21 protein-coding genes are annotated in these 22843 nt (G+C 68.7%); 11 read left to right on the forward strand and 10 right to left on the reverse strand.

Annotated features, from left to right (window positions below; all coding sequences use genetic code 11):
* Window positions 1-14: 14 nt before the first annotated feature.
* From EBN03_RS28305 to EBN03_RS28320, 4 genes are read right to left on the reverse strand one after another with little or no spacing between them, the layout of a single operon-like run.
* Entirely contained in the window at window positions 15-1178 is a 1164-nt protein-coding gene (locus tag EBN03_RS28305) for a CaiB/BaiF CoA transferase family protein (RefSeq protein ID WP_122191211.1), read from the reverse strand.
* 11 nt (window positions 1179-1189) lie between these two features.
* On the reverse strand, window positions 1190-2356 hold the full coding sequence (locus EBN03_RS28310) for an acyl-CoA dehydrogenase family protein (protein WP_407671253.1): 1167 nt from the start codon (window positions 2354-2356) through the stop codon (window positions 1190-1192).
* Window positions 2353-4314 (reverse strand): AMP-binding protein, encoded by a 1962-nt coding sequence (locus tag EBN03_RS28315; RefSeq protein ID WP_122191212.1) that lies wholly within the window; start codon window positions 4312-4314, stop codon window positions 2353-2355. The genes EBN03_RS28310 and EBN03_RS28315 overlap by 4 nt, the downstream gene beginning before the upstream one ends.
* An 18-nt stretch (window positions 4315-4332) precedes the next feature.
* A complete protein-coding gene (locus EBN03_RS28320) occupies window positions 4333-4794 on the reverse strand; it encodes a MaoC family dehydratase (protein WP_122191213.1) in 462 nt (153 codons plus the stop codon).
* 170 nt (window positions 4795-4964) lie between these two features.
* Here EBN03_RS28320 and EBN03_RS28325 point away from each other — a divergent pair, with 170 nt between their 5' ends.
* The 5 genes from EBN03_RS28325 to EBN03_RS28345 are packed head-to-tail and all read left to right on the forward strand — an operon-like array spanning window position 4965 to window position 9060.
* Window positions 4965-6128 carry an acyl-CoA dehydrogenase family protein gene (locus EBN03_RS28325; protein ID WP_122191214.1) on the forward strand — a complete coding sequence of 388 codons (1164 nt, stop codon included), beginning with the start codon at window positions 4965-4967 and terminating at the stop codon, window positions 6126-6128.
* Window positions 6125-6970 carry an HpcH/HpaI aldolase/citrate lyase family protein gene (locus EBN03_RS28330; protein ID WP_122191215.1) on the forward strand — a complete coding sequence of 282 codons (846 nt, stop codon included), beginning with the start codon at window positions 6125-6127 and terminating at the stop codon, window positions 6968-6970. The genes EBN03_RS28325 and EBN03_RS28330 overlap by 4 nt, the downstream gene beginning before the upstream one ends.
* 10 nt (window positions 6971-6980) lie before the next feature.
* Window positions 6981-7727, forward strand: a complete 747-nt coding sequence (gene fabG, locus EBN03_RS28335; RefSeq protein ID WP_122191216.1) for a 3-oxoacyl-ACP reductase FabG — start codon at window positions 6981-6983, stop codon at window positions 7725-7727.
* On the forward strand, window positions 7724-8611 hold the full coding sequence (locus EBN03_RS28340) for a MaoC family dehydratase N-terminal domain-containing protein (protein WP_122191217.1): 888 nt from the start codon (window positions 7724-7726) through the stop codon (window positions 8609-8611). Before fabG ends, EBN03_RS28340 begins: the two co-directional genes overlap by 4 nt.
* Window positions 8608-9060, forward strand: coding sequence for a MaoC family dehydratase (locus tag EBN03_RS28345; protein ID WP_122191218.1), 453 nt, complete (start codon window positions 8608-8610; stop codon window positions 9058-9060). Before EBN03_RS28340 ends, EBN03_RS28345 begins: the two co-directional genes overlap by 4 nt.
* 186 nt (window positions 9061-9246) lie before the next feature.
* Here the strand turns inward: EBN03_RS28345 and EBN03_RS28350 are convergent, their stop codons facing one another.
* The gene (locus EBN03_RS28350; protein WP_122191219.1) at window positions 9247-10137 is read right to left on the reverse strand and encodes an HpcH/HpaI aldolase/citrate lyase family protein; all 891 of its coding nucleotides are present in this window, start codon (window positions 10135-10137) and stop codon (window positions 9247-9249) included.
* Window positions 10138-10300: 163 nt separating this feature from the next.
* The gene (locus EBN03_RS28355; protein WP_122191220.1) at window positions 10301-11767 is read right to left on the reverse strand and encodes an aldehyde dehydrogenase; all 1467 of its coding nucleotides are present in this window, start codon (window positions 11765-11767) and stop codon (window positions 10301-10303) included.
* Window positions 11768-12032: 265 nt separating this feature from the next.
* Between EBN03_RS28355 and EBN03_RS28360 the strand changes: the two genes are divergently transcribed.
* On the forward strand, window positions 12033-13121 hold the full coding sequence (locus EBN03_RS28360; protein WP_158675762.1) for a LuxR C-terminal-related transcriptional regulator: 1089 nt from the start codon (window positions 12033-12035) through the stop codon (window positions 13119-13121).
* A gap of 19 nt (window positions 13122-13140) precedes the next feature.
* Here EBN03_RS28360 and EBN03_RS28365 read toward each other — a convergent pair whose 3' ends face one another.
* Window positions 13141-14562 carry an MmgE/PrpD family protein gene (locus EBN03_RS28365; RefSeq protein WP_122191222.1) on the reverse strand — a complete coding sequence of 474 codons (1422 nt, stop codon included), beginning with the start codon at window positions 14560-14562 and terminating at the stop codon, window positions 13141-13143.
* Between the two features lie 216 nt (window positions 14563-14778).
* Here EBN03_RS28365 and EBN03_RS28370 point away from each other — a divergent pair, with 216 nt between their 5' ends.
* The 4 genes from EBN03_RS28370 (at window position 14779) to EBN03_RS28385 (ending at window position 18836) form a co-directional block, all read left to right on the forward strand.
* Entirely contained in the window at window positions 14779-15801 is a 1023-nt protein-coding gene (locus EBN03_RS28370) for an MBL fold metallo-hydrolase (protein ID WP_122191223.1), read from the forward strand.
* A 19-nt stretch (window positions 15802-15820) separates the two neighbouring features.
* A complete protein-coding gene (locus EBN03_RS28375) occupies window positions 15821-17284 on the forward strand; it encodes an aldehyde dehydrogenase family protein (RefSeq protein ID WP_122191224.1) in 1464 nt (487 codons plus the stop codon).
* Between the two features lie 119 nt (window positions 17285-17403).
* Window positions 17404-17931, forward strand: coding sequence for a cupin domain-containing protein (locus tag EBN03_RS28380; RefSeq protein ID WP_122191225.1), 528 nt, complete (start codon window positions 17404-17406; stop codon window positions 17929-17931).
* Window positions 17932-17945: 14 nt separating this feature from the next.
* Window positions 17946-18836 carry an SDR family NAD(P)-dependent oxidoreductase gene (locus tag EBN03_RS28385; protein WP_158675763.1) on the forward strand — a complete coding sequence of 297 codons (891 nt, stop codon included), beginning with the start codon at window positions 17946-17948 and terminating at the stop codon, window positions 18834-18836.
* 104 nt (window positions 18837-18940) lie between these two features.
* On the opposite strand, the gene EBN03_RS28390 is transcribed toward EBN03_RS28385, so the two are convergent.
* The 3 genes from EBN03_RS28390 to EBN03_RS28400 all read right to left on the reverse strand — a co-directional run bounded on the left by EBN03_RS28390 (window position 18941) and on the right by EBN03_RS28400 (window position 22252).
* Entirely contained in the window at window positions 18941-20047 is a 1107-nt protein-coding gene (locus EBN03_RS28390; protein ID WP_158675764.1) for a lactonase family protein, read from the reverse strand.
* Window positions 20048-20423: 376 nt separating this feature from the next.
* The gene (locus EBN03_RS28395; protein ID WP_122191228.1) at window positions 20424-21272 is read right to left on the reverse strand and encodes an acyl-CoA thioesterase domain-containing protein; all 849 of its coding nucleotides are present in this window, start codon (window positions 21270-21272) and stop codon (window positions 20424-20426) included.
* A gap of 221 nt (window positions 21273-21493) precedes the next feature.
* Window positions 21494-22252, reverse strand: coding sequence for an SDR family NAD(P)-dependent oxidoreductase (locus EBN03_RS28400; protein ID WP_122191229.1), 759 nt, complete (start codon window positions 22250-22252; stop codon window positions 21494-21496).
* 163 nt (window positions 22253-22415) lie between these two features.
* On the opposite strand from EBN03_RS28400, the gene EBN03_RS28405 reads away from it, so the two are divergent.
* A complete protein-coding gene (locus EBN03_RS28405) occupies window positions 22416-22832 on the forward strand; it encodes an ester cyclase (RefSeq protein WP_122191230.1) in 417 nt (138 codons plus the stop codon).
* Window positions 22833-22843: the final 11 nt, after the last annotated feature.

The raw sequence follows: 22843 nt of genomic DNA on the forward strand, positions 1-22843 counted from the left end.
ATTCAATCCTCTCGTTACCTGATGCGGTACACGGTGGCTGTGGTGGCCGGCTCTTCGGCCGGTTCGGCGTCCCACCGGGACGCGACGTCGGCCACCTGTTGTGTGTCCGACGGCGGTGCCGACGGGGCGCGAGCCGGCGTGTCGCCGAAGCGGGGAGCCGGTGCGGGATGCAGCACGCCGCCCACCCGCTGATACAACCCGCGGGCGGCGTTGTGCGGGTCGGCAGCCGCCTCCTCGAAGGTGAGAACCGGGCTGACACAGGCGTCGGTGCCCCGGTACACCTCCTCCCAGTGGGCGCGGGTGCGCCGGGCCAGCGCGGCGGCGACGAGCTCGCGCAGTTCCGGCCAGCGCACCCGGTCGTTCTGCGCGGGCCACTCGGCGGTGTCGACGCCGAGACGGCTGACGAACTCCTGGTAGAAGTCCGGTTCCAGCGCGCCGACCGCCAGATAGCGACCATCCGAGCACCGGTAGGTGTCGTAGAACGGCGCACCCGAGTCCAGGAAGTTCGTTCCCGGTTCGTCGGAGTAGAGCCCGGCGGCGCGCAGACCCTGCAGTTTGGCGCTCAGCAGCGCGACACCGTCGACCATGGCGACATCGAGAACCTGGCCGCGGCCGGTGGTGCGTGCCGCCACCAGCGCACAGGCGATGCCGAACGCGCCGAATGCCCCACCGCCGGCGTAGTCGCCGAGCAGGTTGACCGGTGGGCGCGGCGCGCCGCCGGCGGGCGCCAACGCGTGCAGAACCCCGGACTGGGCCACGTAATTGATGTCGTGCCCCGCGTCCTCCGCTCGCGGGCCGGTCTGCCCGTACCCGGTGAGCCGGGCATACACCAGCCGCGGATTGCGGGAGGTGACCTCGACGGGACCGAGGCCGAGCCGTTCGGCGACACCGGGCCGGAAACCCTCGACGAACACCTCGGCGGCCGCGGCCAACCGCAGCACCGCCTCGCGCCCGGCCGGGTGTTTCAGATCGACCGGCACCGACGTCACGCCACGGTTGACGACGTCGAGTTCCGCGGTCAGCCCGTCGGTCTGCTCCAGCGCCCGCGCGGACCGGTGCACCGGGCGCACCACCCGAACCACGTCGGCGCCCATGTCCGCCAGCAACATCGACACGTACGGCACCGGACCCATGCCCGCGAGCACCAGGACCCGGACCCCGTGCAACGGTCCCGTCATCGGATCACCTCTCAGTAGGAGCGCGGCAGGCCGAGCACCTGCTGAGAGATGTAGTTGCGCACCATCTCCTGCGAGAACGGCGCGTTGCGCAGCAGCCGCACTTCCCGCCACAACCGCTCGATGTGGTACTCCTTCGCATAGGCGTACCCGCCGAGGGTGGAGAAGGCACGGTCACACGCTTCGAATCCGCCTTCGGCACCGAGATATTTGGCGGCGGCGGCCTCGGGACCGCAGGGCAGGCCCCGGTCGAAGAGTTCGGCTGCCTTCATCACCATGCCCTCGGCGGCTTCGAGCCGAATCCACGAGTCGGCCAGCGGATGGGCGACCGCCTGGTTCTGCCCGATCGGCCGGTCGAACACAACGCGGTTCTTGGCGTACTCGGTGGCGAGTTCCAGGGCGGCCCGGCCCAGGCCGATGCCCTCCATCCCGACCACGATGCGTTCGGGATTCAGGCCGTCGAGCAGGTAATAGAAGCCCTTGTCGACTTCGCCGACGAGCCGGTCGTCGGACACCTCCAAGTTGTCGATGAACAACTCGTTGGTGTCGATGGCGGCGCGGCCGAGCTTGTCGATCTCGCGCACGGTGATCGCCGAGCGGTCCATGTCGCACAAGAACAGGGACATGCCCCACAGCGGCTTGTCGTCGCGGCGCGGTGAGGTGCGGGCCAGCAGCAGGATCTTCTGGGCGTTCTGGGCGTTGGTGATGAACACCTTCTGCCCGTTGATCACCCAGCCACCGTCGACCTTGGTGGCCTTGGTCTTGATCCGGGAAGTGTCCACGCCCGCAGTGGGTTCGGTGACGCCGAACGCCATCAGCAGCTCACCGGCCGCCAGCTTGGGCAGGTATTCGCGCTTCATCTGCTCCGAGCCGTATTTCACGATCGGTGCCGGCGGGAACACGTAGAAGTGGATCGCGGACCCACCGCTCATACCGCCGCCGGAGGCGGCGATCTCCCCCATCATCACCGCAGCCTCGCGCAGACCCAGACCGATCCCGCCGTACTCCTCGGGGATCATGGCACCCAGCCAGCCACCGGCGGCGAAGGCCTTCACGAACTCCCACGGGTATTCGTGTTTACGGTCTTTGTCCAGCCAGTAGTTGTTGTCGAACCGGCGGGCCAGGTCTCGCGTCGCCTGACGGACGACCTCGATATTGTCCTCGGCTTCCACGGTGGTCACAGTGCGTTCTCCTGATCGTGTTCGCCCGCAACGGGAATGGCCTCGAGCGGGGTGGTGGGGTCGAGTGCGGACAGGTCGCCCGGCGAGCTCCCGAGGTAGCGGGCGCGGATGGCGCGCCGCATGATCTTGCCGTTCTTGGTCTTCGGCAGACTGGCGACGACACGGACCTCGGGTGCGAAGGATCGACCGGCGTGCTCGGTGGCGGTCTCCTGCAGGTCCGCCGGTACGGGGCCGTCGTCGCGGAGCACGGCGAAGGCGACGGCTCGCTGGCCGCGCAGTTCGTCGGGGACGCCGATCACGGCGACCTCGGCAATTCTGTTGTCCCGCAACAGCGACGCCTCGATCTCGGCGGGACCGACGCGGCGGCCGGACAGTTTCAGGGTGTCGTCTGACCGGCCGTGGATGCGCCACATGCCGTGCTCGTCGACGCTGGCCAGGTCGCCGTGTACCCAGATGCCGTGCCACCGGTTCCAGTAGGTGTCCAGGTAGCGGTCGCGGTCGTTCCAGAACGCGTGCGTCATGCCGGGAAAGGTGTTGCGTACCACCAGTTCCCCGATCTCGCCGACCACGGGGTGCCCGTCGTCGCCGAACACCGCGGCGTCCACGCCCGGCAGGGGGGCGTTGAACGCCGCTGCCGCCATGGGCAGGAATGGGTAACCGATCAGCAGGCCGCCGCCGATCTCGGTGCCGCCGCTGTAGTTGACGATCGGGACGCGCCGGCCGCCGACTTCGTCGAACAACCACCACCAGGTCGGCTCGTCCCAGGCCTCACCGGTGGAGACGAAGGTGCGCAGGGTGTCCATCGCCGGGGCGGCCGCACCGGCGGCCTTCAGCGCCCGCGCCGCGGTCGGCGCGATGCCTTGAACGGTGATTCCGTTGCGGCGCACGATCTCCCACATGCGGGTGGGGGTCGGATAGGTCGGCAGGCCCTCGATCATCACGATGGTCGCGCCGAGCTGCAGCGGACCGGTCATCAGCATCGGGCCGACCAGCCAGCCCAGATCGGTGACCCAGGAGACCACATCCCCGGCGTGAACGTCGAAACCGTAGGCGAAGTCGACCGCCGTCTTCATCGCGAAGCCACCGTGCGAGTGCACGATGCCCTTGGGCCGCCCGGTGGTGCCCGAGGTGTAGACCACGGTGAGTGGATCGTTCGCCTCGGTCTCGACGGTCTCGATCGGCTCCGGGTCACGAGCCAATTCGTCGTAGTAGACGTCCCGGCCGCGGGTCATGGGCACCTGCGCGCCCAGATGGCGGACCACCACCACCGTCTGCACCGACGGCGAATCCGCCAGGGCCGCATCGGCGGTCGCCTTCAGCTCGACCATCTTGCCGCGCCGGGTGGTCCCGTCGGCGGTCACCAGCGCGACGGCTTCGGAGTCCTGCAGCCGGGTCGCCAGCGCGTCGGGGGCGTAGCCGCTGAAGGTCGGTACCGAGACCGCGCCGAGCATGGCGATCGCCAGGTAGGCGACCGCGGCTTCGGGCACCACCGGCATGAACAGCGCCACCCGGTCACCGCGGTGGACACCGAGCTCGCGCAGGTTGGCCGCGAAACGCCTGACCTCGGTGTCCAGCTGGGCGAAGGTCAGGGTGCGGCGCTGACCGTCGTCACCTTCGTAGATCACCGCGAGCTGGTCGGCGCGTTCGCCGATCGCGTGTCGGTGCGCGCACAGCTGCGCGATGTTGATCCGCGAACCCGGAAACCATTGCGGGAACGGCTTACCCGCCGATTCGTCCACCGCTCGGTCGAAGGGCACGGTGAACTCGACACCGAGATCGGCGGCCGTCGCTCGCCAGAACCAGTCCGGATCGGCGTCGGCTCGCCGGTTCAGTTCCGCGACCGCGGCCGCGTCGGATCCCAGCCCCCAGCCGCGCATCGCGGCCAGCAGCCGGCTGCGCTCGCGCACCGTGGCGCCCGGCACCCATGCCAGGCCTTCGGCTTGCTGCACATCTGCCATCAGATCGCTGCCTCTCGATCAGGCCTGCTCGGCGGGCCGCTTGAGCATCAGGCCGACTCGCAGTGCGTCGCAGACGATCTCGTCGCGCTGGTTGATTCCCAGGTGGCGGAACGTGACGATGCCGGAGTCGCCCCGGCTCTTGGATTCGCGCCGGTCGACGATCTCGGTGCGGACGTGGATGGTGTCGCCGTGGAACACGGGCTTGGGGAAGGTGATCTTCTCGAAGCCGAGGTTGCCCAGCGTGGTGCCCTGAGTCGTCTCCGGCACGGTGATGCCGGAGACCAGACCGAGGATGAACAGGCTGTTGACCAAGCGCTGGCCGTAGATCGAGTTCTTGCTGTACTCCGCGTCCAGGTGCAGCGGCGCCAGATTCAGTGTCATCACACTGAACAACGTGTTGTCCGCTTCGGTGACGGTGCGGCGGGTCGGGTGGTCGATGACCAGCCCCGGCTCCAGCTCCTCGAGGTACAAACCCGGCATGTCATGTCCTTTCGCCGCACCCGGCAGCGCCGCCGGGTGCCCATCAGTAGCTTATGCGAAAATATATTATGTATGCAATGCAACCGGCCGCGCACACCGCTTGCTTCCAGACGTATTATATATAATATCACATGCTGATCCACTGAGAACCCGCTCGAAGGGAGCCGACCGTGTCCGACGTCAGCGCCGAGGATTTCGCGCCGATCCTGGCCCAGGTCCGCCAGTTCATCCGAACGAAAGTCGTTCCGCGCGAACCGGAGATCCTGGCCACCGATGCCATCCCCGCCGACATCCGGCGGGCCGCCGCCGAGATGGGCCTGTTCGGTTACGCCATCCCGCAGGAATGGGGCGGCCTGGGCCTGGACCTGACCCAGGACGTGGAGCTGGCCATGGAGTTCGGCTACACCAGCCTGTCCCTGCGCTCGATGTTCGGCACCAACAACGGCATCGCAGGCCAGGTCCTGGTCAACTACGGCACCGACGCACAGCGCAAGCAATGGCTGGAGCGCATCGCCTCCGGCGACGTGGTCGCCTCCTTCGCGCTCACCGAGCCCGGGGCGGGTTCCAATCCGGCCGGCCTGCGCACCAAGGCACGACGCGCCGGTGACGACTGGATCATCGACGGGCAGAAGCGATTCATCACCAACGCACCGCTGGCCGACCTGTTCGTCGTCTTCGCCCGCACCGCCGAGCCCGGGCCGGACGGACCCGGCATCGCGGTGTTCCTGGTCCCGGCCGGTACGCCCGGCGTCCAGGTCGGCCCGAAGGACGCCAAGATGGGGCAGGAAGGGGCCTGGACCGCGGACGTCACCTTCACCGACGTCCGGGTGCCGGCCGAGGCGTTGGTGGGCGGCGCCGAGGACGTCGGGTACAAGGCCGCCATGAGTTCGCTGGCCCGCGGCCGGGTCCACATCGCGGCGCTGGCGGTCGGCACCGCGCAGCGCTGCCTCGACGAATCCGTTTCCTACGCGGCGACCGCCACCCAGGGCGGCACCCCCATCGGGGACTTCCAGCTGGTGCAGGCCATGCTCGCCGAGCAGCAGACCGGCGTCTCGGCCGGCCGCGCGCTGGTCCGGGAAGCTGCGGCCGCCTACGTCTCCGGCGCCGACCGCCGGGTGCTGCCGTCGGTGGCGAAGCTGTTCTGCACCGAGATGGTGGGAAAGGTCGCCGACCACGCGGTGCAGATCCACGGTGGCTCCGGCTACATGCGCGAGGTGCCCGTCGAGCACATCTACCGCGATGTGCGGCTACTGCGCCTGTACGAGGGCACCAGCGAGATCCAGAAGCTCATCATCGGCGGCGCCCTGGTCCGGCAAGCGAAGAAGCGCGCATGACCACCGCGCTGGACCCGGCCGCGCGCGTGCGCGGCGCCGCCACCCTGCTGTTCGTGCCCGGCGACCGGCCCGAGCGATTCGGCAAAGCCGCCGCCGCGGGCGCCGATCTGGTGATCCTGGACCTCGAAGACGCGGTGCCGCCCGACCACAAGGACACGGCCCGTGCGCATGTCGCCGAATGGGTCACTGCCGGGAACTCGTGCGCGGTCCGCATCAACGCGGTCGGCACACCGTGGCACGACTACGACCTGATCGCCATGGCGGCACTCGGTTGCCCAGTGATGCTGCCCAAGGCCGAGAAGCCCGCCACCATCGCGCGCACCGCCGGACTGCTGGGCCGGAACTCGGCGCTCATCGCCCTGATCGAGACCGCGAACGGCGTGCTGCGAGCCGAGGCGATCGCCGGCGTGCCCGGGGTGCACCGGCTCGCCCTGGGCACCTTCGACCTGGCCGCCGAACTCGGTGTCGACCCGGCCGACCGGGAGGCGATGGCCGCAGCCCGGCACGCCCTGGTGCTGGCCGCCGCGGCCGGCGGGCTGCCCGGCCCGGTCGACGGCGTGACTGCCGGAATCGACGATCCGGAGCAGGTCGCCGACGACGCCCGCTACGGCCGCCGCCTGGGCATGACCGGCAAGCTCTGCATCCATCCCCGCCAGCTCCAACCCGCCGCGCGTGCGCTGTATCCCACTGCAGTCGAACAGGATTGGGCTGCGCGCATCTTGGCCGCAGACACCACAGCCGGGGTCGCCGTCGTGGACGGCACCATGGTCGACAAGCCCGTCCTCGAGCGCGCTCGCCGGATCTCCGCGCTCGCCGAACGCATCCCCACCGACAACCGATAGGAACCACCCCATGCCCGGACCACTGCTACTGGACAAGACCGCCGTCATCACCGGAGCGGCACAGGGAATCGGCTACGCCATCGCCGAACGCTTCGCCGCCGAGGGCGCGCGCGTCGTCGTCGGCGACATCGACGAGGGTGCCGCGAAGGACGCCGCTGAACGGCTGGGCGGGGCCACCGTCGCCCACGGCGTGCGCTGCGATGTCACCGTCGCCGACGACGTCCAGGCGCTGCTCGACGCCGCCGCGACCGCCTTCTCCCCTGTCGACATCATGGTCAACAATGCCGGAATCACCCGGGACGCGACCATGCGGAAGATGACCGAGGAACAGTTCGACCAGGTCATCAGCGTGCATCTCAAGGGCACGTGGAACGGCACCCGGCTGGCCGCCGCGATCATGCGCGAGCGCGGCAGCGGCACCATCGTCAACATGTCCTCGCTGTCCGGCAAGATCGGACTGGCCGGGCAGACGAACTATTCGGCCGCCAAGGCCGGAATCGTCGGCATGTCCAAGGCCGCCGCGAAAGAGCTTGCGCACCTGGGCATCCGGGTCAACGCGATCCAGCCCGGCCTGATCCGCACCGCCATGACCGAGGCCATGCCCGCCAAGGTCTGGGAGGCAAAGATGGGCGAGATCCCGATGGGCCGCGCCGGCGAGGTGAGCGAGATCGCCTCGGTGGCCCTGTTCCTGGCTTCGGACCTGTCGTCGTACATGACCGGCACGGTGCTCGAAGTGACCGGCGGGCGGTTCATGTGAGTACCGACGGCGCTGCGGCGGTGTGGCGGCCATATACCGAGACCTCGTTCGAATTGCTGGATCCGGCACCGGTTTCCGCGCTGGCGGCCCTGTTCGACGACGGGCTGCCGGTCCCGGCGGCCGGTGATCCGCTCCCACCGCTGTGGCACTGGGTGGCCTTGCCCCGGTGGTCGCCATCGGGGTCGCTCGGGGTGGACGGACACCCACGGCGCGGGGACTTCCTGCCACCGATCACGTTGCCGCGGCGCATGTTCGCCGGTGGGGAGGCACGGTTCCTTCGGCCGTTGCCGGTCGGCAGTCGGGTGCGCCGGGAGGCCGAGGTGCTCTCGGTGACCGAGAAAGACGGGCGCACCGGCCGATTGGTGGTCGTGCGGGCTTCGATCCGGTTGTTCGACGAATCGGATCGACTCGCGGTCGAGGAGACCCAGGACCTGATCTACCGGGAGGCGGCACCCCCGCGGACCGGCCCGGCGCCAGAACCGCCCGCGGTGCACACCGAACCGGGTCCGCCCCTGCACCGGATATCGGACACCACATGGGATTTGCGGACCGACCCGACCCTGCTGATGCGCTTCTCGGCGGCGACGGCCAATGCCCACCGCATCCACTACGACTGGCCGTATGCCACTGCGGTGGAAGGTTATCCGGGATTGGTCGTGCACGGGCCGCTGCAGGCCTTGGCGCTGCTGGAGACCCACCGGCTGGCCGGTGGACTGCCCGTCACGACACTGAAGCATCGTGGTCGCGCTCCCCTGTTCTGCGGGGACCGCGCCCTGCTGCGCACCACCGCCGGCCCAGAGGGGATCGCCCTCGAATTATTCGGTCCCCGAGGCGAATCCGGCGGCCCACACGCCACCGTCGATCTGACCACAGGAGCATCGTGACTCACGTCTTCACTACCCTCGACGAGGTCAAGGCGGCCATCGGCCAGCCGCTCGGCCCCGGCGCCGCCGTACACGTCGGCCAGCTGCACATCGATGCCTTCGCGGCCGTGACCGGTGACGGCCAGTGGATTCACACCGATCCCGGCCGCGCGGCCACCGGCCCCTACGGCACCACCATCGCCCACGGCTTCCTCAGTCTGTCCCTGCTCCCTGCCCTGGGCACCTCGGTGTACGAATTCGCGTTCGGGTCCGCCCGAATCAACTACGGGCTCAACAGAGTCCGCTTCCCCTCGCCCGTTCGGGTGAACAGCGATCTGCGTGCCACGGTCACCGTCACGGATGTCACCGAAGGACCCACCGGCGCCACCGTGACACTGCGGACCGTCGTCGATGCCGGCGACCCGAAACCCGCTTGCGTCGCCGAATCCCTGGTCCTGATCGTGGATTGACCGCTCCCCGCCGGCTCCAGCTCGGCACCGCCTGCCGGTACAGAGCTGGAGCCGTCCGCGTGTACTCCTGCGAACACCGGTCGAGATCGACAAGCGCCCGGCACCTTGCGTTGAAGGTGCCGGGCGCACTTGCTGTTCGGCCCGCGACGACCGCAGCGGGCGGGGCGTGTAGCCCCGCCCGCGGAATCACACGGCGGCGACGGCCTCCGCCAGAGCGATGAGCGCCTCCGCGGTCTTCACATGCGCGATGTCGATGTGCTGACCTTCGAAATCGACTGCCGCGCTACCGGACGCCTCGGCGGCGCGGAACGCCGCGATCATGCGGTGGGCTTCGTCGATCTGGTCGGGGGTGGGGGCGAACACCTCGTTGGCGACGGCAACGTGCGAGGGGTGGATGGCCACCAGGCCGCGGTAGCCCAGGCGGCGGTTGTCCACGCAGAAGGTGCGACAGCCGTCGAGGTCGCGAATGTCCTGCCAGACTCCGGTCACCGGATGGTCGATGCCGTTCGAGCGGGCGGCGAGGACCAGGCGGCTGCGCAGGTACAGCGATTCCATGCCTTCGGGGGTGAATTCGAAGCCCAGCGAACGGCCCACGTCCGCGCTGGGCCCGGTGGCACCCAGCAGCGACGCCACCCGAGGGCTCGCGGCGGCGATCTGCTCACACTGGGCCATCGAGGTGGCGGTCTCGAAGGAGACGATCAACTCGATCGAGCCGGGTTCCAGCCCGTCCCGCTCCTCGAGGTGGGTCAGCACGCCGTCCAGGCGCACGATGTCGGCGGCCGAGCAGATCTTGGCCAGGAACAGACCACGCAGCCCGGGCCGTACGACCGCCTCCAGATCGCCGGCGAGCAGGCCGGTGTCGGCCGGGTTGGCCCGCACCCACAGTTCCGGTCGCACCCCGGCGCCCCGCAGCCGGTCGATCGTCGCGGCGACGGTAGCGCGCGCCTGTACCTTGTCCGCCGCGGGGACCGAGTCCTCGAGGTCGAGGATCAGGGCGTCCGCGCCCGACGCCACACCCTTGTCCGCCCACGCGGCCTTGTGCCCGGGTACGAACAGCATCGACCGATACGGTTTCATCACGCCTCCTCGCGCATTCGTGCGATTCATCCGATCGCACAGATTTCGTAGATAATATACAATATACTCAGCGCCCGGCCGGGCGTACCGGGCCGGTACGAACGGCGGGGAGCTGCGCGCGAGCCGCAGGCGGCCAACCGCGGTCAGGCCGCCTGCGGCCTCCTCAGGAACGAGCGTCGGCCAAGGCCGGCGACAAACCGTAGGACTTGAGTTCGGTATAGGCATCGAAGCCCTCGAGACCGGTCTCGCGCCCGATCCCGCTGTTCTTGAATCCACCGATCGGGGAATGGAATCCGACCACGAAACCGTTCAGTTCCACGGTGCCGGTGCGGATTCGCCGGGCCACCGCCAGCGCGTGCTCGTCGTCGGCGGCGAAGACCGAACCGTTGAGGCCGAAGCTGGAATTGTTGGCGATCGCGACGGCCTCGTCCTCGTCGGCGAAGCTCAGCACCGACAGCACCGGGCCGAAGATCTCCTCCTGGGCGATCCGCATGCCAGGTTCCACACCGGTGAAGATCGTCGGTTCGACGAACCAGCCGTGGTCCAGCCCGGCCGGTCGCCCGCCGCCGACAGCCAGCTTCGCGCCCTCGTTGCGGCCGATTTCGATGTAACTCTCCACCAGATCCCGCTGCCGTTCCGCGACCAGCGGACCGATCTCGGTGTCGGGGTCGCCCGGATCGCCCACCGGCATCGATTCGGCCATGGCCACCATGCGCTCGACCAATTCGGCAGCGCGTGACCGGGCCACCACGATCCGGGTCTTGTTGCTGCACGCCTGGCCGTTGTTGCGCATGGACAGCTTGCGGATCTGCCCGATCACCAGATCCAGGTCGGCGTCGTCGAGCACGACCGCCGCGGACTTGCCGCCCAGTTCCAGGGTGACCCGCTTCAGGTCGCGCCCGCACAACTCGGCGACCCGGCGACCAGCGCCGGTGGACCCGGTGAACGACACCTTGTCGACGCCCGGGTGGGTCACCAGATATTCGCTGACCTCCCGCCCGCCGGGCAGGACGCTGACCAGCCCGTCGGGCAGCCCGGCCGCGGCCACCAGTTCCGCGAACAGGTACGCGTTCAGCGGAGCCTCGGGCGCGGGCTTGAGGATCACCGCGCAGCCGGCCAGCAGCGCCGGAGCCACCTTGAGCATGGTGATCTGCAACGGCATGTTCCACGGGATCACGGCCGCCACCACGCCGACCGGTTCCCTGGTCACCAGCCCGGTGCCGAGGCTCGAGCGCCGGACGGTACTCCACGGGTAGCGGGGCGCCAGCTCGAGGAAGGCGTCCAGCAGCAGTTTCGCGCCCAGGGACTGGGTGCCGCGCGACAACGTGATCGGGCTACCCATCTCGGTGGTGATGGTCTGGGCGATCTCCTCCTGCCGCTCCCCCAGGGCCGCGCTGATCGGGGCCAGCGCGGCGATGCGCTCGGCCACCGTCAGGTGCGGCCACGGCCCGTGGTCGAACGCCTGCCGGGCCGCCGCGACCGCGCGGTCGACATCCGGTGCCGCGGCCGCGGCCACCGTGGCCACGACCTGTTCGGTGTACGGCGACACGACGTCGATGGTGTCCGACGTCGCCGGATCGAGCCACCGCCCGCCGATGAACAGTTTCGTGACATTGTCCTGCCAGACCATGATTTCTCTCCTCGCGCACACCGCTGTACCCGGCGATGGTTCGACTTCACGACGACGGTCGCATTCGCAGCCGGGCCGACCCACCGGCAACCCGCGGCGCAGTGCGGGCGCCGCCGGGTCCCCATACTGTGGCCCGGCACACAGCCCGGCGGCATCCCGCGCCGGTCGGATTCGGCTACGACTTTCGGCGGACACCGAGACGCCGTCTCGCCGCGAAGCTACGGTTCGATTTGATATAATATTTTCCGTTGGACGGAGGTGTGGAGTGGACGAACCGATCGGTGCGCCCCGGCGTGAACTGGACCTCGGCACCGGACTCGGCGAACTCCTGCGCGAACTGGCGGCGGACGCGACAGCCCTCCTGGACCGCGAGTTTCCGGCCGCGGACCCGGCGTGGGCCCGCACGGCCGACGCACTGCTGCGGCAGCTGTGGGACGAGACGCTGACCGAGCTGATCCGAGCGGCACCGGACCGCATCGCCGTCCTGACCGCACTACTGGACCGGATCCGTTCCGCGGAGCACCGGATCGCCGATTTGCGCGCCCGCACCGGAACCGACCTGCTGCGCGGAGTGCGGCAGGCCCTCGGCCGGCTGCACGACGCCACCTCGGTCGACGAACTGCTGACCCGAGCACCCGAGGAGTTGTCGACCCTCGGATTCGGCCGGACGCTGGTGTCCACGGTCGACGAATCGGTGTGGAACCTGCACACCATGCATGTAGTGGGCAATCCCCGGCTGGCGGCGGAAATGGTGGCTGCGGGCCGCAGCAGTCCCCGTCGGCTCGACGGCACCTTGGTGGAGTCGGACGTCGTCGCCCGGGCGCGGCCGGGGCTGGTGTTCGATGTCCAGCGCAATCCACGCGTGGACCGGCAACTGGTCCGCATCTCGCAGGCGTCGTCGTATGCCATTGCGCCACTCGTGGTGCGCGACACCGTGATCGGCCTCGTCCACGGGGACTGCTACCCGTACCGGGATGTGGACGCCACCGATCGCGCCGTCCTGGACCTGTTCGGCGAAGGGCTGGGCCACGCGGTGGCCCGGCTGCGCGTGCTCGACGGCCTCGCCGATCTCCGGCGCGGCATGGAGCGCCTCAGCATCGACGCGAACATCGCCGTGCCGCAACCGGTTCCGGTGTCCGCCCCGACCCATCCGCTGCTGTCGGCGCGAGAGGCCGAGGTGGCCGAACTGCTGGCCGCGGGCGAACCGAATCGCTTGATCGCCCGCACCCTGTCGATCTCCGAGGGCACCGTGAAGACCCACGTCACCCACATCCTCCGCAAACTGGGTGCGGCGAACCGGGCCGAGGCCGTGGCGTATTGGCTGCGCCAGGCGAACGGCTCGCGAATCCGCTGAGCCGCCGCCGGCGCTGCCGTTACCGGGTGCCGAGCAGCCGCATGACCGGCGCGAAGTCGTCGATCCGCTCGAGACCGAAGACCGCGTCGACGATGTCATCCTGCCGCGAATCCTCCAGGACGCCTTCGGCATTGACCCGGAACTTGGCGATCAGCTCGGCATCGGTCATCCGCGTTTCCGGATCCGGCGTCGGGCTACCCTTCGGATACAGCCGATCGGCGACGAAAGTCGTTCCGCGAGCGTCTACTTCGATCCGGGCGGGCCGGGCGGACGGATGCGCGGACAGCGCCCGGAAATAGTCCGGGTGCGGCTGGAACGTGACGCGCTCCATCAGATCCAGAACCGAACGACCGAAGACCAGTTCCGGATCGTGCCATGCCTTGCCCGGGGTGATGTTATGCGCGCCGACGGCCAGACCGTGGGCGATGCTGAACTGCGCGTCGTGGGTGTGTTCGATGGCATTGCTCAGCCACAGCGGATGCAGGACCGCGGCCTCGCCCCAGCACCGGATCGCGTCGATCTCCTCCGGTTTCAGGTCGTTGTCCACCACGATCTCGGTCAGGGCGTGCAGCGGCGCGTGCAGGATCCGGCAGTGCGGGTACGGCTTGAAGGTCTGCTCGGCGGGGAACAGCCATTCGTCACCGAGGCCGGCCGTGATGTTGTGCGGTTCCCAGCGCCGGGTCCCGATGAAGCGACGGTAGCCGAATTCGGCGTCGTCGAGGACCGGCAGATCACCGCGGTGGCCGAGCTCGGCCAGATACGCCGCGGTCAACGAAGCGTTGGTCAGGGCGCCCGCCAGCGAGTACTTGATCGTGGCGGTCGGCGCGTGCGCGAGCCAGGAGCGCATCGAATTCACCGGGGAGGTGGCGGCCGCGATCGCCAGCGCGTGGGAGATCACCTCCGGGGTGCTGCCCTCGAGTTTTCCGATCGCCGCGGTGGCACCGAAGACGGTGTTGCTGTATCCCAGCACCGGCGACAGGTTCATCTCCGTGTCGGTGCGGTCGCGCAAGTAGTCGACCGACTTGTAGAACCGGAACGACATCTCGTGCGCGAGCGCGATCGCGGCGATCACATCGCGGCCCGAACGCCCCCGACTCTCGGCCACCGCCATCGTCTGCGGCAGCACGTACGGGGTCACATGGCCGGGCGGGAGCACCGCGTCGAAGTCCAGGGCGTTGATGAGTTCCCCGTTGGCGAAGGCGGCACCGAGGACCGTCACGCGGTCGGGAGTGCCGATGATCGTCGCCTCCCCGCCGGTGCCACCGACCAGCCGCGCGTAGTCGATCCCGATCTTCCCCTTGTGCTGGTCGACCGCGCCCAGACCGCAGCCCATCGAATCGAGCAGGATGCGTTTGCATTCGACGACGACCTCCCCCGGGAGGCGGTCGTAATCGACTCCCGCGGTGAAATCGGCCAATTGTTCGACGATGGTCTTCGACACGAACGGAGATCCTTTCCCTGCTGCCGCGCATCGCGGCGCCGATACCAACGATCGCCCGGATCGAAGTCGCAGACATCGGCCGCCGGTCCGATTCGCATACGACCTTCGGACGAGGGTCCGATATGTGGCGCGAGGGTGACAGCGACCACTTTGTACACATATAATATATCATGCATAAGGCGTTGAGCTGATCTACCCGCGACAGAGGTGTTGCCCATGACGACCGTTGTGTCCCAGCCCGAGGACTGGACCGAACCCGGAGCGCACCCGGTCGTGCGTGGCGTCCACCGAATCCCGCTGCCGCTACCGATCGACGGCCTCCCGGCCGTGAACGCCTATCTGCTGGAAGCGTACGAGGGCCTGATTCTCATCGATCCCGGCTGGGCGTCTCCCCACACCGAGCGGGCCGTCGGCGCCGCACTGCGGCAACTGGGCTACGACCTCGCCGATATCGCGATCTGCTTGGCCACCCATCATCACGCCGACCACTACACCCAGGCGTACGCGTGGCGGGACACTCTGGGCTGCAAGCTGTTCACGGGACGGGAGGAACGCCACAGCATCGACGCCTTCGACGTGGCGGGCCGCTTCCCGAACCAGCCGCTGGCGCGCCGCGGGGCAGCGGAAGCCACACCGCGCTACGCCTGGGACACCGGGCCGACAGAATGGGACGAGCTCCCCTTCGGGTCGCCGGACGGATGGCTGGACAACGGCGCGGTGATCCCGCTGCGCCGCGGTGCGCTCGAAGTGATCGCGACGCCCGGACATACCCGCGGGCACGTGGTGTTCCACCACCCCGAGACCCGAATCCTGTTCTCCGGCGATCACATTCTCCCGCAGATCACCCCATCCCTGGGCGTCGAGCAGGCGCCCGAACCATATCCGCTGCGCTCGTATCTGGAGTCGCTGCATCTGATCAGCGGCCTACCCGACACGGCGCTGCTACCGGCACACGGCCCGGTGACCTGCAGCTCCCACGCGCGCGTCGACGCCCTGCTCGACCATCACCGACGCCGACTGGACGAGGTGTTCGAACAGGTCGGCGCGGGCGTGACGAGCGCCCACGATATCGCCGCCGTCCTGCCGTGGACGCATCACCGACTGCGGCTGACGGAGTTGTTGCCAGAGCATCAACTGTTCGCGGTCATGGAAATCGAGGCCCACCTCGACGTCCTGTCACTGCAGGGACGTATCCACGACGACCGCGCGACCGCGCGCCGCTACGCGCCGGCCGCGTGACAGGACAAGGAAATTACGCATGACTGCCTTGATGGGTGCGGCCGCGAGCTACGTCGACGGCCGCTGGGTCGTCGGTGACGGTGAGCCGATCACGTCGATCAATCCCACCACCGGCCGGCAACTGGCCCTCACGCCGTCGACCGGCCCGGCGCAGGTGGCCGCCGCGGTGTCCGCCGCGCGGCGCGCCTTCGACGGCGGTGAGTGGCGCCGGCTGAGCCCCGCCGACCGGGGCGCGCTGCTGCACCGGCTCGCGGATCTGCTCGTGGAACGCCGGGATGTCATCGCACATCTGGCCGCCATCGAAGTCGGCACCCCGATCAGCAGCGCGACCACCCTGCACGTGGATCTGCCGGCCAAATTCTTTCGCTGGTTCGCCGACGCCGCCATCCGCGGGCCCCGCGACGGCTACGAACAACCGCTGCCCCTCGACCATGATCCGATCACCTCCAGCGGGATGCTGGTGCGGGAACCGGTGGGCGTGGTTGCCGCCATCGTCGCCTACAACGTGCCGGTCATGATGTGCGCCTACAAGCTGGGGGCCGCACTGGCGGCGGGCTGTTCGACCGTGCTGGTCACCTCGCCGCGCGCGATCCTGTTGACCACTGCCGTCGTCCGCATGTTCGAGGAAGCCGGATTTCCCTCCGGCGCAGTGAATCTGGTGTTCGGTCCGCCGGGAACCACGACTCTGGTGGTCGAGTCACCCGAGGTCGACATGGTGAGTTTCACCGGCTCGGCCGCGGTGGGCAGCAAGATCCTCGCCTTGGCGGCGCCGACTATCAAGAAGGTCGTGCTGGAGCTGGGCGGCAAGTCGCCGAATATCGTGCTGCCCGGCACCGACCTCGAGCGCGCGGTCCCCGCCTCGGTGCTTCGATTCACCCGCAACAGCGGCCAGGCCTGTGGTGCCACCACGCGAACTCTGGTGCCACAGGCGGACTTCGACGAATACGTCGAGCGGTCGGCGGCCTTTCTGCGCGGTCTCCCGATCGGCGACCCGCTGGCACCCGACACCGTCCTGGGACCGTTGATCACCGGCGAACACCGCGCGAAGGTCGAGGGCTTCCTGTCCCGCGCCGCCGAATCGGGTGCGCAACTACCGGTCGGCGGAGGCCGCCCGGCGGGTCTGGACGCCGGGTTCTTCCTCGAAGCAACGCTGGTAACCGACGTATCGAACGCGGCGGAAATCGCGCAGGAGGAACTCTTCGCACCTGTCGGTGTGGTGTTGCCCTACACCGATCTCGACGACGCCGTCCGGCTGGCCAACGACGCCAAATACGCGCTGAACGCAAACGTCTGGGGCCCGACCGCTGAAGCTGTCGCCTTCGGCCGCCGGATTCGCTCGGGCACGGTCACGATCAACGGCGGCGGCGGGATGCGCGCCGACGCGCCGTGGGGCGGACCGGGTTACAGCGGGATCGGGCGCGAGGGCGGCGAGGAAGGACTGCGCGAATTCTTCGAGATCAAGCACATGCAGTGGCCGTTGTAACGCACCGAGTGTCCAGATATCCGGACACTTCACGGCAAATCCGGGACCGATGATCGGAATGTTCGACTTCCGGCGGTTTCTCGCCGGAAGCACAGTGCATTTCCGAAGGAAGGACCTTCATGAGTGGTGAACATCTGAACAAGACCGCGCGCAGAGTGATCGCGGGCGTGGACAGCGACGGCAGGTCGACGATCGTCGCGGACGAGGTTTCGGCCACCCGCGTCGCCCTTCCGGCGTTCACAGTCAACGACGTCTGGCGGATGGACTCCCTGCCCGGCCGGTACGCCGACGACGACACGCTGTCCGCCGATGTGGAGCTGGATCCGCCGGCGAAAGGGCTGGTGGTCCGGCTCGCGACGTTCCCGCCGGACAGTGAGATCGATTCCGCGGTCTACACCGAGTCGATCGGGAATCTGCACGGGGAGGACGCCAATGCCGACAGCGATGGCATCGTCGGTCTGCACGCGACCGAGACGATCGATATCGCCACGATCCTCGACGGCGAGATCTATGCGATCTACGAGACCGGCGAGACCCTGCTTCGCCCCGGCGACACCGTGATCAACCGGGGTATCAAACACGCCTGGAGCAACCGCACCGACAAGCCCGTGACGATGGTCGCGGTCATGCTGCCGGCAACGAACTGATGGAGGAGAAACAGATGTTGTCGTTCGACGGACGCGTTGCCGTGGTCACCGGTTCGGGGCGTGGCCTCGGCGCGTCGCACGCCAAGTTCCTGGCTTCCCGCGGTGCGGCGGTCGTGATCAACGATCTGGGCGGATCCGCCCAGGGCACCGGGGCGAGCGCGACGCCCGCCGAGGAGGTGGTGGCCGAGATCGTGGCCGCGGGCGGACGCGCGGTCGCGAACTTCGATTCGGTCACCGAGAACCCGGAAGCCATCGTGCAGACGGCGATCGACGCGTTCGGCCGCCTCGATATCCTGGTCAACAACGCGGGTATCAATCAGGCGCGCCCGTTCGGCCCCGATGTGCTGCCGTCGATCCGGCAGCACATGGAAGTGCATTTCTTCGGCACCGCCGGTGTCACCGCCGCGGCCTGGCCGCACCTGGTGCAGAGCGGATCGGGGCGCATCGTGAACACCACCTCCCCCACACTGATCGGTTTCCCGCAGCAGACCCCGTACGTCTCGGCGAAGGGCGCGATCTTCGCTTTCACCCGGACCCTCGCCTTGGAGGGGGCGGAGGTCGGTATCAAGGTCAACGCGATCGCTCCGACCGCCGCGACCCGGATGTCGGACGAGGCCGACATCTCCGAGGAGTTCAAGCAGTTCATGCGCGACAACCTGCCAACCTCGCTGGTCAGCCCGGTGGTGGCGTATCTGGCCCATCAGGACTGCGCGATCAACGGTGAGGTGCTCCAAGCCCAAGGCGGCGAGGTACAGCGGCTGGTGCTCGGATTCAACACCGGCTTCACGAGCACAGACCTCACGCCGGAACTGATCCAGCAACACCTGGCCGAGATCCTCGACCCCGCAACGCATGTGCCGTTCGAACAGGTCGACAAGCAGGACCTCGGCGCAGTCGGCAAGTAGGGCGCCACAACGCCGCCGATGCATGCGGAAGCGAACACCGAGGGAAGGCGCGTCGGCCGGATTGCCCGGTCGACGCGCTTTCACTTGGCGTGCTTGCCTTTTCACTATGGGGTCAGCGCCACGACCGGACCGTCCGACATGACCACCCCGGTATCGACCGGTGGTTGCCCCGACGGAGCCAGGCTGCCGTCGGCACCGATGACGTAGGAATGCACCATCGTGGTCACATGCGCGGTCAGGACATCAGCCAGATACAGGTGCCGACCATCCGGGTGCAGGGCGACCTGGCCGGGCAGCGTGGCTGCGGGGGCGACATACGGTGATCCGGGGAGTGGCGTGAGGGCGCCGTCGGGGTGCACATCGAATCCGGCGATCGATCCGCCGATGGCGTTGGGCACGTAGAGGCGCCGGCCGTCCGCGGTGACGACCGCGCCGTGCGGCACTCCGCCGGTCGGGTACGGCGATCCCGGGGTGGGGGTCAACGCGCCGTCTGCGCCGATCGCGAATCCGGACAGGTCGGTGCCGAATTCGTTGCTCTCGTACAGGTATCGGCCGTCGGGTGTGTAACCGGGGCCGACCGGGCCGGGATCGACCCGGGTCGGACCGAGCGGAGTGAGTCGGTAGTCGGGTCCGATCGCGAAGCTGGACACGGTATTACCGAGATAGGTCGCCACCCGCAGATATCGGCCACTCGGATCGACGGCTGCCATCCCTACCGCGCTGAGGCCGTCCACCGTCACCGGCGGCGCACCGGTCGGGCTCAGCGCACCCGACGCCGCGACGGCGAACGACACGACATGTCCCGGGACGCCGCCGACCACGACGAACAGATGTGATCCGTCCGGAGTCAACCGCGCGGCGGTCGGCGGCCCGTCGAGTGTGACGGTGGCGCCGGGGATCTGGTGCAGCGCGCCGTTGTCGTCGAGGCGGTAACCGGTGACGGCCTGATCGCCGACATGCGGGACATACACGGTCCGCCCGTCGGGCGAGACGACCAGCGAGAGGATGCCGAATCCGGTTGGAAATGGACTGCCGGGCACCTGCGACAACGTGCCGTCGTCACCCACGTGCAGCACACCGATCCCCATCGACGCGGTGCCGGCGACGATCAGGAACCGTGCGGGCGCCGAGGGCGCCGCGGCGGCATCCGGGACCTGGCCGCCGATCGCGACGAACGCGGCACACAGTGCGGCTGCGACATTCTTTGTCATGCCGCGGAATACGAGCCTCCGCCGTGTGCCCACGCTCCTGAATGTCCCCATGAATTTCCTCTCGGTGCGACAAAAGTCTCAGCTGCGCAGCAATCTGCTTGCCGCGCAGTCCATTTCGCGAAGCTACTTCGGGAACGCGTGCCCCCGAATACGCTCACGCTGTTCGAATGTAAAGCCGCATAACCGCTTTCGACTGTCCAGAAAATTGCACACCGAGCAAGGTCCGCCACTCTCGAATGCCCCACCGAGGAGCGAGTTTCTGCCGCCCGGCACGGCTGAGACGCGAGCGACCACCGGGCTGGAGCCGCGCAGCCGCCGAGTCAGGTGGGAGATCGCGCGGGAGTTGCCTTCACCCGGGAACGCCACCGGTCCGGCATCAATTGGCGGCGTGGATAGGAAGCACCGCGGCGGGGGCCGCGGTCGCGAGCGCGGAAACTGTTGCGGTGCCGAGGGTTCCGTCGCGGTCGTAGAGCAGCGCGGTACAGGTGGCCAGGCCGGCGGCAGCGACGCGGGTGTCGGCCGCGATGCCGAGCTCGAGAGCGACCGGCAGCCGGGCCAGGGCCAGGGTGATGTCGGCGTTGATGAATTCCAGGCCCTCGGTGCCGAGGTTGGCGGCCAGACTCGCGACATCGGCGACGGCAGCGGCGAATTGGAAGGGTGTGGGACGTTCGCCGTGCACGACCGGGACGGCGTAGTGCCAGATTCGGGTGGGGGTGTCGGTGTGGTGCTCCTGCTGCGCCGGCGTCCAGCCCACGCCGGGGCTGTAGTACAGGCGTTCCCGCTCGGCGCCGGCGGGCGAGTCCCCGGGCGGGAGCTGCTGCGGCGTGCCGCCGGACCAGACTCGCCCCTGCGGACTGTCACCCGGCCGGGCGAACAGCGCGGTACCGCGGGCGACCGCGACACCGTTCTGGATCAGGGTCGCATCGATCAGGCACACCCGCCGGCCGCTGCGGACCACCGTTGTCGTGGTCCGGCAGGGCGCCATCGAGGCCGGGCGGAAGAGGTCGACGGTCCACCGCATCGGCTGCAGATCGGCGTGGCCGCAGGCCGCCGCGGCGCGTTCGGCCGCCCGGGCCAGGGCGCCGCTGACCGCCATCCCTCGCATTCGGCCCGAACCCCAGCCGCTCACGGCCGAGCCGAACGGCAGCAGCACCTCGCCGTCCGGTTCCGCTGCCGGGTGGAACATGGCGGACGGGACCCCGTCCACATCGACGGATTTATACATAATATATGTCTAGCAGGAAGGCTCGGCCTACACAGCATCCTGCGATCAACCGCACACGGGCCGTTCCGCGCGCCGCCGGGGCCGGTCTCTGCGGCAAGCCCGGGCAACCGGCGACCGGCGACCGAGCACGACCGACCGTCCCACCGGAAGGTCCACAACGCGGCCCACCGGCCCGGCTCCCGCTCGCGCCGCACATCCGTCACCGGCCGCCTGGCCTTCGCTCAGTACAGCGTGTACCCGCCGTCGACGGCCAGGTTCACCCCGGTGATGAACGACGCCGCGTCCGACAGCAGGAACATGGCGGCCTCGGCGTGCTCGACCGGCTCGCTGGCCCGGCGCAGCGCGTGCGTCGCGGCGACGGTGTCGGCGTAGGCGGGATTCTTCTCGAGGTACTCCAGGTACATCGGCGTCTTGGCGGTCGAGGGTGCGATCGAGTTGATCCGGATGCCCTGCTCGCCGTACTCGGCTGCGGTGGTCTTGGTCAGGCCGGCGAGCGCGTGCTTGGACGCCGAATACTCCGCGGCCAGTGGCACATAGATCATCGAGCCGACCGAGGTGGTGTTGACGATCGAGCCGCCACCGTTGGCGATCATCGCCGGGATCTCGTACTTCATACAGAGAAACGGGCCGGTGACATTGATGGCGAAGATGCGGTCGAACTCCGCGCGGGTGATGTCGACCAGCTTCTTGCCGGTGTTGGGCACCCCAGCGTTGTTGAAGGCACCGTCCAGCTTCCCGTAGGCCGATACCGCGGCCGCCACCATGGCCTGGACCTGCTCCTCGTCCGTCACATCGACGGTGACGAACTGGGCGGTGTAGCCCTCCGACGTCAACTGTTTCGCCAGCGCGGCGCCGGCTTCGGCGGTGATGTCGGCGATGGTGACCTGGGCACCGTTCTCGGCGAACAGCCGCGACGCCGCTTCACCGATGCCGCTGGCGCCGCCCGTCACGATGATGGAGCGTCCTTCGATTCCAGCCATGTTGGTTCTTCCGTTCGGAGTATGTCTGACAGGTCGACGCTAAGACCGGCCGCCGAACCGGAGTGTGCAGAATCTTGGACAGTCGATCGATTCGACCCGGCCTACATTGCGGTGGACGCCCTCGAAAACGCGAGGGCCGCACCGACATAGAAGGGCGAACACCATGAGCGAGCTGCTCGAACTCGTCGACACCCACTACCGCGGACTGGAATCCGGCGACCTCGAGCTCGCGGCGAGCCCATTCACCGCGGACGTCGCCACCGAATTCCCCTCCGGCCCGATGGAGGGCATCGAGGCACTGCGCGGCCTGATCCAGGCCTTCATCACCGCGTTCCCGGACCTGAAGCTGGCCCGGCGCAACGTGTGGGTGTCCGGTGACTCGGCGGTCGCCGAGGTCACCTTCTCCGGCACCCACACCGGCCCGCTGGTCACCCCGGAGGGCGAGGTGCCGCCGACCGGCAAGTCGGTGACCTTCCCGCTGATCGACATCTTCACCGCGCGCGACGGCAAGGTCGTCGAGCACCGCGGGTACTGGGACAACGCCCTGTTCCTGTCCCAGCTCGGACTGCTGCCCTCGTAGGCGCAGCGCGG

This window comes from Nocardia stercoris, from assembly GCF_003696265.1.
Classification (GTDB): domain Bacteria; phylum Actinomycetota; class Actinomycetes; order Mycobacteriales; family Mycobacteriaceae; genus Nocardia; species Nocardia stercoris.

Bases quoted from the DNA above. Each gene is read 5' to 3' on its own strand.
- EBN03_RS28305 (WP_122191211.1), bottom strand. From the start codon at position 1,178: ATGACGGGACCGTTGCACGGGGTCCGGGTCCTGGTGCTCGCGGGCATG.
- EBN03_RS28315 (WP_122191212.1), bottom strand. From the start codon at position 4,314: ATGGCAGATGTGCAGCAAGCCGAAGGCCTGGCATGGGTGCCGGGCGCC.
- EBN03_RS28320 (WP_122191213.1), bottom strand. From the start codon at position 4,794: ATGCCGGGTTTGTACCTCGAGGAGCTGGAGCCGGGGCTGGTCATCGAC.
- EBN03_RS28330 (WP_122191215.1), top strand. From the start codon at position 6,125: ATGACCACCGCGCTGGACCCGGCCGCGCGCGTGCGCGGCGCCGCCACC.
- fabG (WP_122191216.1), top strand. From the start codon at position 6,981: ATGCCCGGACCACTGCTACTGGACAAGACCGCCGTCATCACCGGAGCG.
- EBN03_RS28350 (WP_122191219.1), bottom strand. From the start codon at position 10,137: ATGAAACCGTATCGGTCGATGCTGTTCGTACCCGGGCACAAGGCCGCG.
- EBN03_RS28355 (WP_122191220.1), bottom strand. From the start codon at position 11,767: ATGGTCTGGCAGGACAATGTCACGAAACTGTTCATCGGCGGGCGGTGG.
- EBN03_RS28370 (WP_122191223.1), top strand. From the start codon at position 14,779: ATGACGACCGTTGTGTCCCAGCCCGAGGACTGGACCGAACCCGGAGCG.
- EBN03_RS28375 (WP_122191224.1), top strand. From the start codon at position 15,821: ATGACTGCCTTGATGGGTGCGGCCGCGAGCTACGTCGACGGCCGCTGG.
- EBN03_RS28380 (WP_122191225.1), top strand. From the start codon at position 17,404: ATGAGTGGTGAACATCTGAACAAGACCGCGCGCAGAGTGATCGCGGGC.
- EBN03_RS28385 (WP_158675763.1), top strand. From the start codon at position 17,946: ATGTTGTCGTTCGACGGACGCGTTGCCGTGGTCACCGGTTCGGGGCGT.
- EBN03_RS28390 (WP_158675764.1), bottom strand. From the start codon at position 20,047: ATGACAAAGAATGTCGCAGCCGCACTGTGTGCCGCGTTCGTCGCGATC.
- EBN03_RS28395 (WP_122191228.1), bottom strand. From the start codon at position 21,272: ATGTATAAATCCGTCGATGTGGACGGGGTCCCGTCCGCCATGTTCCAC.
- EBN03_RS28400 (WP_122191229.1), bottom strand. From the start codon at position 22,252: ATGGCTGGAATCGAAGGACGCTCCATCATCGTGACGGGCGGCGCCAGC.
- EBN03_RS28405 (WP_122191230.1), top strand. From the start codon at position 22,416: ATGAGCGAGCTGCTCGAACTCGTCGACACCCACTACCGCGGACTGGAA.